Raw genomic sequence first — 10,706 nt, 5'->3', positions numbered from 1 at the left:
GTCCTACGGCGCAAAACCGTTTATGATGGGCCTTCGGCCAGTGGACCTGTGGTCCCCTTTTTTGTTTGCGCCGTAGAGCCAGTAGCCCTGTGGGCTCCTTATAGTAGAGCGGGGGGCATGGCTTTTTTACCCTTCTTTTTTAAAGAAAATTTGAAATTAATCCGGCGATCCCGGCGATTAATCCCGCAATCAGCAGGATAATGGACCGGATGCCTGATCTGGCCTGAGTATCCAGTATTTCGCTCCTTATTTTTGAGAGCGCTTCGTGTATCTTATTATAGACGGTTCTGCGGGTGAGGCCGGTCTTCCGGACAATGTCCTCATATCCCAATCCTTCATAAAATTTAAGGATGATCAATTCCCGCTGCCGGGCGGGCAAGGCATTGATCGTGACGGCGAGGTTTTTACTGACCAGTTCATTATTATTCCTTTCAATCAACTTTTCTTCAGGGGAAGTTTCGAAAAAGTCATCCTCTTCCATTTTGCTCCAGGCTACCTCCAGGCGAATCGTTTTCCTTGCCTTTACCCAATCATTGTTCAACCTTCTCAGGAAGGACATGATAATATAGCTCCGCACATTCCTCGCTTCCATCATGGTGCTTCTCCTCTCCCAGAAATAGAGGAACTGCTGCTGTATCACATCCTTTACCAGGTCGGCGTCCGAAGTATGCTTTAGTCCGATAAAAAACAAGGTGTGGTAGAATTGGATATACAATTGGTACAGGGCATCCTTATTCCCATTAAGCAGAGCTGTCCAATTGGATTGGTCAGTATGTGTAGGCAGGCTGTTCATTTCCTATGGCAAGAGTCAATTGACTACTAAAATAAGTGTTTTATTGACATTATTAAAATAAATCCGACCCGGAGTCCTATTAATTGAGTAGGAGGCGCAGGATTATTTCCTGCGCCGTCCCCTCTAGCCACCGTACGTGCGGATCCGCATACGGCGGCCCATCAGAATAAAACCTTTGGAAGGGTACCTAATTCTTTTAGAGATAGGTACCCTTCTTTTCTTAAGAAGGAACGGTTTATCGCTCTTTGTAGAATAGGACTGTGGCTGGTACGCCAGTAGCCTTTACGAGTATTCCCCCATTGATACGCAAGTCCTTCTGGCGTCCCAAGTTGGACAAGCGCTTTCACTCGGGTTCGAGGTCGCTTCCATTGCTTCCAATAGCATAGCCTGATCCGGCACCTTACCCATTCATCCAATCCTTCCAATACACTTCTGGCTTCCGTCAGTCTGAAGTAGTTATACCAGCCCCGGTTCAAATTCCTTAGCCTGTCATATCGCTTGTACATGGCGATCGGACGGCTTCGGGAGGTGATCTCCCGGACTTTCGTTTTATAATTCTTTACGCTGCTCTTCGCAATGTTCAGCCCCTTTTCCCCTTTCTTGTGATAAAAGCTGTATCCCAATAGTTTACTTTTCCACCTGGGTTTTAAATCCTTCGATCTCAACCCCGTCTACTCCTCCGCTGCCTTTGTTCGATCTTACCCGATCGTAGGCTGCCGCATGTTACCCCGACTGACGATACGTTCCAGTAGTTCCATTGCTTCAGCTGGTTAAAAAAAAAATTACTCGTTCGTCTCGTTTCATTCCTGCTTTCAAGGATGTTGCTCAGCGCTCGCTGATACCCTCCGGCTTCCAGCCTTCTTCTTTCAGCGCAGCCCCATCTGCCGATGGGTTTTCTGCTTTCCTCACACCGTCCCCATTTTCGGTCTTACTCCCTCGACCTTCTGATGTTTGGTCCTTCCCTGATGCTTGGGTTCAGGTACTACTACCAAAGCTGACTTCTGCCTGACCCCGGTTAATATCGCTATCAATGGTTGCACCTTCGGCAGTCGCGCCTGCCGCTGGCTACAATCAGACAGATCTCCCCGGGTAAGGGTACAGACCTTCCTCCCATATATCCGCCGCATCTACACCCTGCTGATCTCGGATAGTTTCGGACTTTGACTTGTTTGGCAGTCTCGTCCACCAGCAGATTGCCTTGTATACGGTTTCTGTTCGTCGGACCGGGATTTTGCCGCCGGCTTCTTTCAGATTCCTCTTCGCAAAGGACACCCTTGCCTTAAGCTAACGGTTCCCACTATCAGGGCCCGTAGAGGACTTACACCTCCTAGTCTGTGCCCGTGCCGGGCACACAACAAAGAGGGCCGGTCTTTTGACCAGCCCTCTTTGTTTGTTTCTTGAAATTTGTACATTATTTGAAACTACTGTTTTACCGTTTCGGTGACCTTCCCGCAGGTAAGCATACTGCTACCGTAATAAGGATTTTTGATCTCTTCCTCCTTACTGAGCCAGGAAGCCTTTTTCATGGGGCAATATTCCTTATATATAGGAGTAGCAGATAATTTAGCTCCTTTGGCAAGGGCAAACATATTGGTAGAAAGGGCAGCAAAATGTTCCCGTTGATGATTAATGTCCTTGCTTTCGGAAATATGACGGGCATCAAAAGCCAGCTTGGTCTGTAAGGACATAAAAATCGCATGGTCCTTTGCCGGTAAGGATTTCATATCGACGCCGTTGATCGTCTTTAACAGCTCGCCCGAACGTGTAGCGGCATCGGTGCCATTGTCCGCAGTCAGGGCATCCTTAACACCATAATAGGAATCAAGAATGGGAGAAAGCGGGGAAGATGGGGGTTTATCCTGGGCAAAAATTTGGTGGGTGAACCCAAAGGTAATAAAAGTAACAGCTAAAAGTATCTTTTTCATGATGATGATTGAATGATTAATCTTCTATTGGGTGGCTATGCTAATCAACGATTTTTTATTACGTATCAAAAGTAAATCGTTTTTTTAAGATCTGTTCACCAACTTCAGGTATAAAATACCAACTTTAACATACTTAATAATATTCCTCATGATCAAGCTTATTCAATATCCTCTCATTCAAAGGTTTATACTATTTTTTACCTTGGCCTCCCTGAGTGGATGTCATCAACCGGATGTTAAGTTATCCAGTTTGCAATCAAACATCGATAGTTTGCAGGCACGCATCGACAGTTTGCAAAAGGGACTGGATGCAGCCTATAAACCCGGTTTGGGTGAGTTTATGTCGGGCATCCAGGTTCATCATGCCAAATTATGGTTTGCGGGGAAAGCCGGCAACTGGGAATTGGCTGAATTTGAAATACAGGAGATAAGGGAATCATTGGAGGATATTCAAAAATATTGTACCGACCGTCCTGAGATCGTCTCTATTTCTATGATAGAACCTGCTATTGATAGTGTAAAAAATGCTGTACAAGCGAAAAAAACAAGGATATTCGCCAGTAGTTTTACCATTCTGACCAACACCTGCAACCAATGTCATCAGGCCACCAAACATGCCTTTAATGTGATACAGATCCCTCAAAATCCCCCATTCTCCAATCAGGCCTTCCAGAAGCCAGTTAAATGATTTTTCTAAGGAATGTAAAAAAAACAAATCCACTCCTCCTGATTTAACGTAATTATACGATATCTCTGATACTCCACATTTTTTCCTACCTACCAAAACGAATCACAGAAAATCCTATCCGGATTAGGGTTTAGACTATTGCATTTATTAACTAAAAAACTAATTATGAACCAGAAATTTAACACTGGAAGGGGCGTGCTATTTTCTGCCGCCATTATTTCTTTGCTGGGAATTTCAGTGGCATTAATGTCGTCCAGTCACCGGGAGGCTCCTATGATCGCCAACGATCCGCTTGCCGACAATACGGATCTTTATGCATTCCGAAGTCCGGATCACCCGGATAAGATCACGATACTAGCCAACTACATTCCTGCGCAGCTTCCCTTTAACGGGCCCAACTACTACCAGTTCGGCGAAGACATCCGCTACGAGATCCACATCGATAACAACATCACCACTACCGGAGATGACATCGTATACCGGTTCACCTTTCACAAAGCCTATGAAGATCCGAATACCTTTTTTAATATCCGCCTGGGTAAACAAAACCTGAGAACCACCTATAAGCTGGAAAAAAGCAGCAGGGCCGGTGGAAGTTTCGAAACGATCGTTGCCCTTGGCACCGTACCGCCTCCGAATATCGGCCCACGGTCCATAAGCTCTCCGGTAGGACTTAATGTTGCCGATTACAACACCTTAATCAATAATGCCATAACCACAGCCAGCAGCGGCGAAAAGGTCTTTTGCGGAACGGCGGACGATCCTTTTTTTGTAGACCTGGGCGGCATCTTTGATCTGGGCGATGCTCCCCGGACAACCGGCACTATGCCAATGGACGCTTTGAAGTGTAAGAATGTTTCAGTCCTTGCGTTACAAATAGATATTTCGTCTTTGCAAAAAGACGGGAAGCCAGTCACCGAAGCCAAAAATATCCTGGATCCGGATTATGTGATCGGCGTATGGGCATCTGCCAGCAGACGGATGATCAGGACAATAACCAAACCTGTAGTCGCAACAGGCGCCGGTCCGGTATCCGGGGCGGAAGATGTTGATTATAATGGGAATCACAACAGGTACGAACAGTCTTCCGGACCCTGGGTACAGATCTCCCGTTTAGGTATGCCGTTGACCAATGAGGCCGTCATTCCAATCGGTCATAAAGATCTCTGGAATCTTTTAACCCCGTATGAAGACTTGCCCAATATCAGGGTTTTCGGCCAGGCATTTTTCAACCCTGAACTGGCTTTATATATGGATGACACGTATTTTGGCGGAGCTGTCCCCGCATTGAAGAGTTTACGGATCCAACGAAATTCCCTTGGTGCATTCGGTTTTGGCAATCAGCAAAATGGATTATATGGGCTCAAAGGAAGTGCAGCCCTTAATGGCACTGCACTGGACGACGCCATTTTCGGAAAGTTATTGTTGCCTGGCCCCAATGCTCCCCGATCGGTGGACTTATGGCCGATCTTTCATACCGGTGTACCCAACCTGAGGCCTTATCAATTAGCCACAGGCAAAAAGGGCAATCCTTTGGCAGCCGGGAAACCTTTTATCAACAATTTCCTCCCCAACGGAGGGGATATGTTACGGTTAAATATGGCAGTCCCTCCTACCCCGCGCAATGACCCGAAATTCAGCGCACTCGGTTTGGTGCAGGCCGCAGTATTGGGATTGACCGATACTTTGTATAATAAGAATGCGTCCCTGCAACTCATTCCCAACATGGACGGTTTTCCTAATGGCAGAAGACTGGAAGACGATGTTACCCGGATAGAGCTTCAGGCCGTAAGCGGCGTCGTACTTGCCGCCATCGGCTTGTGGTATGACGACTATAAGGGCGGTGCCAATCCCGTCACTCCTGACCTGGTCAATGTGCTTACCTATAATACCGGGGTAAATGCCAATGACACCACCTTCAAAACCTCCTTCCCTTATGTACAAACGCCCTGGTCGGGATCCAATGCCTGTTGCGGGGTTCCTGCCTCAGGCGATAAGAGGAACGATGTGACCACCACAGTCGATGAATCCGATATCAATAAGGTAACTCCCGCCACTCTCGACATGGCTTCTCCGGATATTTTCCTTAGTTCCTCCCCTAATCCCTTTGTTGACAATAACATGATCAGGTATCATATTGTCGCCCCTTCGAAAATAACTATTGAAGTTTTCGATGCCGGCGGCAAACTGATGAAAGTATTGGTCAATGGAAATATGAACGCGGGAACCTATTCTGTACCCTGGAGTGCCTCAAGTATGGCCAAAGGAGTTTATATCATTCAGGCCATCAGAGATGGTAGCGTCAAGCAGAGTATCAGTGTGGTCAAAGAATAACAGCCACGCAATAAGAAACAAAAAAATTGGAAGGCCAGCTAAGGGACAATTCAAAGACCAGCAAACAAAAGAACAGAAAATAATAAAAAGCAGGCCTGTAAAGCCAAAACAGGCCTGCTTTAAAACCTTAATATCTACCTCGCCATGAAAAAACAATATGGGTATGCCATCACCATCCTTGCTTTTGCAGCAGTAGCCATCCTCCTTCTGTTGAAAAATAACCGGCAGGAAAATCAATTGGAGGATCTGCTCGACAGATCGGCGGTCATTCCGCAAAACAATGAATGGAATATACGCAAGGCCTATGCGTCCGCACTGAGGAGTAAGATACAAAAGGACCCATCGGATACGAAGTCGATCCTGGCGCTCACTACCCTTTTTATCCAGGAGGCCAGGATCACCGGCAATTATATGTATTATGACAAGGCGGCTTTAAAATGTACCAACAAGGTGCTGAAAATAGATTCTCTGAATTTTCAAGCCCTCACCTTTAAATCCCTGATTTATTTATCCCAACATCATTTTGCCGATGGATTAGCAATAGCCGAAAAAGCCCGGAAACTCAATCCTTATAATGCCTTCATTTATGGATTGTTAATAGATGGCAATGTGGAAATGGGCGCCTACGATTCAGCCATCGCCAATGCCGACCGGATGGTAGCCCTGCGACCCGATATACGGTCCTATTCACGGATCTCCTATTTACGGGAAATTCATGGAGATTATTCCGGATCGATAGAGGCCATGCAAATGGCCGTAAATGCCGGTGCTCAGGGTGATGAGACCACAGAATGGGCCAGGATACAGTTGGGCCGTTTGTATGAGAACACAGGAGATCTGAAGAACGCAGCTATGCATTATACGATAGCACTAGAAGAAAGACCAGGATATGCCTATGGACTGGCAGGCCTGGCCAGAATAGCTGTTGCCAATAAAAATTATTCAGGCGGCCTGACTTATTACCGGAAGGCCGATTCGTCTATCAATGATAATGGAATCAGAGAGGAATGGGCAGATACCTATACCCTGGCGGGAGAAAAAAGCAGCGCCGATTCCCTGACAGAAAAGGTAATAGCAGAACTGACCAGGGATGAGCAGGCCAGTCAGCAAAACGAAAATATCGGTCATTATGCCGACCGTGAACTAGCCTATGCCTATCTGAAGGTTAATAATTATAATAAGGCCCTGGAACATGCCTTGCTTGAATACAACCGGCGGCCCGATAATATCGATGTAAACGAGACGGTGGCCTGGACCTATTATTGCCGGAAAGAATATGCGCAGGCATTACCCTATCTTAAAGTAGCCCTGAGAACGCACAGTAAAAACCCCGTATTGCTTTGCCGCGCGGGCCTGATCTATGCCAAAGTAGGAGACAGGAGCCAAGCCAAAACTCTTTTACAACAGGGTCTGGCTGGCGATGCCAATATTGCCGGGTTATTGAAAAAAGAAAGCGCAGATAATCTCCGGTCCTTACAATAAGCAAAATATGCCCATTAAAAATATGCCCCGGAACAAATGCCTTCTTTCCAAACCATACTGCATCTTCCTTCTATTCCTGGCGCCGGTAGTTTTGTTCCCGACGACCGGATTCGCACATACCATTAACTATGTTTTGGAAAAGGCGCCAGCATCCGATGTAGTCTGGTTTTATCTGAAACTGGGTGTACTTCATATTATTCCTTATGGTGCCGATCATATTCTTTTCGTAATAAGTCTTTGCCTGCTTAGTACAAAGATCAAAACTATTCTCTGGCAGGCGACAGCCTTTACCGTTGCTCATTCCGTTACACTCGCCATGAGCATGAAGGGCATACTAGTGGCGCCGGGAGCCATCGTAGAACCCATCATCGCCCTCTCGATCCTATTTGTAGCGATCGAGAACATGGTATTGAATGTATTGAAGCCCTGGCGGATAGCCATCGTTTTTGTTTTCGGCCTGATCCATGGAATGGGTTTTGCGAGTGCCCTCAACGAGATCGGTCTTCCCCGGAATAAATTTTATACCTCTATCCTGTCTTTTAATGCAGGAGTAGAGATCGGTCAGGTGATCGTTATAGCCTGTGTATACCTGCTTGTCATTATTCCTTTTGGTAAAAATCCAACATACAGGAAACGCATCGTTTATCCCTTTTCTGTCCTGATAGCCTTAATTGCCGCCTACTGGGTAATAAAAAGATCGATGTATTAAAAAAGGCCGGAAAAGACCGGCCTTCTAAAAGTCGTAACTAACAATAAATCTTATAATTCAAATAGTAGCTGCTCTTCATCGTTTCCCGCCTTCGGAATCTGACGGATAAAATTATCGTATCCTCTCTCATTTTCATGACTGCTGTACACCCCGTAGGCATCCTGGCTATACCCCGTCAACCCGTCGTTGGCCCGGATAATATACAGAATTTCCGTATCGGACGGATCACTGGCCCCTTCAAAACGGAAAGTCTTGAGGATTTCCAATTCATCTGGCTGGTACGTTTTCCCTTTGTTAGCCGTAAAACCTTCTTCCGTCCAGCGAAATTCATGATCCATATTGGCCATACGAAGCTTTTCCAGAATCTGGGATGACGTATTCATGGTTGTGGCTGTGGTTATCATAATTTTTTGTTTTATTAATCTGTTAAAAAATTAATCCATAAAAAAACTCTACTTCCAAACTATTGAAAATACCATGCCATTCTGGTATTTATTCGCGGCACTCCATCCCGGGACTCTATTGACCGCTCAAACCGGTTAATGTCCCGGTATTCAGATTTAGTGATGATCCTCCGCTACCCGGCATGCTGATAATCGAGGGAATTGGGGGTATACTGTTGCCTTTTTTCCTCAATTGGGGAACCATTAAGCGAGCTCATTCAGGCAATTGAAGATTGCGAATGCATTCGGATCAGCAGAAAAGATCTGTTTACCGTTCTGGCAGAGTTTCCGGAATTCTATCATCATTACTTTGAACTGGCCGAAAGAGGTTTTGCATTACTGGAAGAAAGGTTTGGCCCGCAAAAATTACGCAATAAAAGAAAAAAAGGGTTGCAAGATGAATAAACAAAAAGTCATAATACATTAATAATCAATTTTTTATTTTATTTATTTAATCAAATGATTAAAACACTTGATTAAATAAATAAAATCTCTTTACCTTTACATCCAAAACCAAAAGTTTGTAATGGCAAAAAAAACAATAGATCAAACTGCGGAGGAAAAGATCAAGGAGGCGGCCAGGAAGATCTTTACCAAAAATGGATATGCAGCAACCCGAACAAGGGATATTGCAAAAGAAGCAGGGATCAATCTTGCCCTGCTAAATTATTACTTCCGTAGTAAGGAAAAACTGTTTAACCTGGTGATGCTCGAGAACTTCGAGCAGTTTGTAGATGGAGTCCGAACCCTGTTCAACGATAAGGAAAGTTCGCTGGAACAAAAAATAGACTCCCTCGTCGAGTTTTATATCAATCAACTTCATACCAATCCCGATCTTCCATTATTTGTTTTAAACGAGATCCGCACTAATCCCAAATCATTAACCACCAAAGGTTTTTCCAGGGATATTCTTTTAAACTCCTATTTCGTACAGCAACTCAGGGAAGAGCTCAAACGGCAAAAAAAAACAGACCTGAACCCTCTTCACCTCGTAGTGAATATTTTTTCCATGACAATTTTTCCGTTTGTTGCCGCGCCATTGATAACCAGGGTAGGTAATCTGACCGATCAACAATTTTCGGGTATAATGGAAGAACGTAAAAAGCTGATTCCCCAATGGATCAAAAAAATGATTTTCGATAATTGATAAAAAGGCAATTACAAAAAATTTTATACCGGCTTTAATCAAATGATTAAATCGTGAATTTAAAAGTCAACAATATGAAACGGATTTACATCGGTAATCAATTGGCCCTGCAGTTGGTGCTGGCTGTCGCCCTGCTCCTGGCCGGTTCTTCCGGACAAGGACAAGGCCAAGGCAATGGCCGGGGCAATGACCAAAACAATAACCCACAGAAGGAACAAAGCAGGGAACTCACGTTGGAAGAATGCTACACACTCGCCAGACAGAATTATCCCCTGATCAAACAACGGGAATTGATCATCAGGACGAGAGAATATTCCATTGAAAATGTTTCAAAAGGATATTTGCCACAAGTCAGCTTTTCCGGGCAGGCAAGCTATCAGACCCAAACTATCGCCTTTCCCTTTAATCTTCCGGGCGTACAATTCCCTGCTTTTAGTAAGGATCAATACAAACTCGTCGGTGAAATAGATCAGACTATCTACGATGGCGGAACGCTTAGACACGAGAAAGAAACAAAAATGGCAGATCAGAACATCCAGTTGCAAAACCTGGAAGTAGATCTGTATACCCTGAAAGATCGGATCAACCAGTTATTTTTTGGTGTCCTGTTGATTGACAAACAATTGCAACAAAACGAGCTGCGAAGATCCGATCTCCGGAGCGGTCTCGAAAAAACCCAGGGAGCCATCGATAACGGAACGGCATTCCGCAGTAGCGCAGATGAACTAAAAGCGGAAATATTCAAATCAGATCAGCAAAAAACAGAGTTACTGGCTTCCGCCAAGGCTTACCGGAAAATGTTGTCCCTTTTCATTAACAAGCCCCTGGACGAACAAACACTACTGGCCGCCCCATCCCCTGTCAGTACGCAGTTCACGTCTACTGCGGATATTAAAAGGCCGGAACTTGCCCTTTTCGATTACCGTAAGAAACTCTTCGATATACAGGAAGAACAACTACGGACAAATCATCTCCCGAAGATCAATGCCTTTGTACAAGGCGCTTATGGCAGACCAACGCTGAATTTCATAAGCAATGAATTCGGGTTCTGGGCACTCGGGGGCATCCGGCTCAGTTGGTCATTATCCGGTTTTTATACCAATAAGAACGATAAAAGGTTACTAACGCTTAACCGCAACAATCTCGATATTCAAAAAGAAACATTTTTATTCACTACCAATCTTA

10 protein-coding genes are annotated in these 10,706 nt (G+C 45.0%); 6 read left to right on the top strand and 4 right to left on the bottom strand.

The window, feature by feature from the left end; genetic code table 11:
* Positions 1–139: 139 nt before the first annotated feature.
* The 3 genes from ACX0G9_RS30905 to ACX0G9_RS30895 form a co-directional block, all read right to left on the bottom strand.
* Entirely contained in the window at positions 140–793 is a 654-nt protein-coding gene (locus tag ACX0G9_RS30905) for an RNA polymerase sigma factor (RefSeq protein ID WP_459068858.1), read from the bottom strand.
* A gap of 161 nt (positions 794–954) precedes the next feature.
* The gene (locus ACX0G9_RS30900; RefSeq protein ID WP_459068857.1) at positions 955–1,416 is read right to left on the bottom strand and encodes a group II intron maturase-specific domain-containing protein; all 462 of its coding nucleotides are present in this window, start codon (positions 1,414–1,416) and stop codon (positions 955–957) included.
* Positions 1,417–2,214: 798 nt separating this feature from the next.
* Positions 2,215–2,718 carry a DUF3347 domain-containing protein gene (locus tag ACX0G9_RS30895; RefSeq protein WP_459068856.1) on the bottom strand — a complete coding sequence of 168 codons (504 nt, stop codon included), beginning with the start codon at positions 2,716–2,718 and terminating at the stop codon, positions 2,215–2,217.
* Positions 2,719–2,968: 250 nt separating this feature from the next.
* On the opposite strand from ACX0G9_RS30895, the gene ACX0G9_RS30890 reads away from it, so the two are divergent.
* The 4 genes from ACX0G9_RS30890 (at position 2,969) to ACX0G9_RS30875 (ending at position 7,931) form a co-directional block, all read left to right on the top strand.
* Positions 2,969–3,406 carry a hypothetical protein gene (locus ACX0G9_RS30890; RefSeq protein WP_459068855.1) on the top strand — a complete coding sequence of 146 codons (438 nt, stop codon included), beginning with the start codon at positions 2,969–2,971 and terminating at the stop codon, positions 3,404–3,406.
* 165 nt (positions 3,407–3,571) lie between these two features.
* Complete coding sequence (locus ACX0G9_RS30885) at positions 3,572–5,740, top strand: DUF4331 family protein (protein ID WP_459068854.1); 2,169 nt, start codon at positions 3,572–3,574, stop codon at positions 5,738–5,740.
* Positions 5,741–5,884: 144 nt separating this feature from the next.
* On the top strand, positions 5,885–7,222 hold the full coding sequence (locus ACX0G9_RS30880) for a tetratricopeptide repeat protein (RefSeq protein WP_459068853.1): 1,338 nt from the start codon (positions 5,885–5,887) through the stop codon (positions 7,220–7,222).
* 7 nt (positions 7,223–7,229) lie between these two features.
* Positions 7,230–7,931, top strand: a complete 702-nt coding sequence (locus tag ACX0G9_RS30875; RefSeq protein WP_459068852.1) for a HupE/UreJ family protein — start codon at positions 7,230–7,232, stop codon at positions 7,929–7,931.
* Between the two features lie 50 nt (positions 7,932–7,981).
* Here ACX0G9_RS30875 and ACX0G9_RS30870 read toward each other — a convergent pair whose 3' ends face one another.
* A complete protein-coding gene (locus tag ACX0G9_RS30870; RefSeq protein WP_459068851.1) occupies positions 7,982–8,335 on the bottom strand; it encodes a hypothetical protein in 354 nt (117 codons plus the stop codon).
* Positions 8,336–8,900: 565 nt separating this feature from the next.
* On the opposite strand from ACX0G9_RS30870, the gene ACX0G9_RS30865 reads away from it, so the two are divergent.
* Both ACX0G9_RS30865 and ACX0G9_RS30860 read left to right on the top strand, forming a co-directional pair.
* Complete coding sequence (locus tag ACX0G9_RS30865; protein ID WP_459068850.1) at positions 8,901–9,521, top strand: TetR/AcrR family transcriptional regulator; 621 nt, start codon at positions 8,901–8,903, stop codon at positions 9,519–9,521.
* Between the two features lie 74 nt (positions 9,522–9,595).
* A partial coding sequence (locus ACX0G9_RS30860; protein WP_459068849.1) for a TolC family protein occupies positions 9,596–10,706 on the top strand: 1,111 nt, incomplete at its 3' end.

Source organism: Flavitalea flava, assembly GCF_054461575.1.
This window is presented reverse-complemented; position numbering and strand designations above follow the sequence as displayed.

Coding starts and splice junctions, on each gene's coding strand:
- ACX0G9_RS30875 (WP_459068852.1), top strand. CDS start 7,230: ATGCCCATTAAAAATATGCCCCGGAACAAATGCCTTCTTTCCAAACCA.
- ACX0G9_RS30870 (WP_459068851.1), bottom strand. CDS start 8,335: ATGATAACCACAGCCACAACCATGAATACGTCATCCCAGATTCTGGAA.
- ACX0G9_RS30865 (WP_459068850.1), top strand. CDS start 8,901: ATGGCAAAAAAAACAATAGATCAAACTGCGGAGGAAAAGATCAAGGAG.
- ACX0G9_RS30895 (WP_459068856.1), bottom strand. CDS start 2,718: ATGAAAAAGATACTTTTAGCTGTTACTTTTATTACCTTTGGGTTCACC.
- ACX0G9_RS30885 (WP_459068854.1), top strand. CDS start 3,572: ATGAACCAGAAATTTAACACTGGAAGGGGCGTGCTATTTTCTGCCGCC.
- ACX0G9_RS30905 (WP_459068858.1), bottom strand. CDS start 793: ATGAACAGCCTGCCTACACATACTGACCAATCCAATTGGACAGCTCTG.
- ACX0G9_RS30880 (WP_459068853.1), top strand. CDS start 5,885: ATGAAAAAACAATATGGGTATGCCATCACCATCCTTGCTTTTGCAGCA.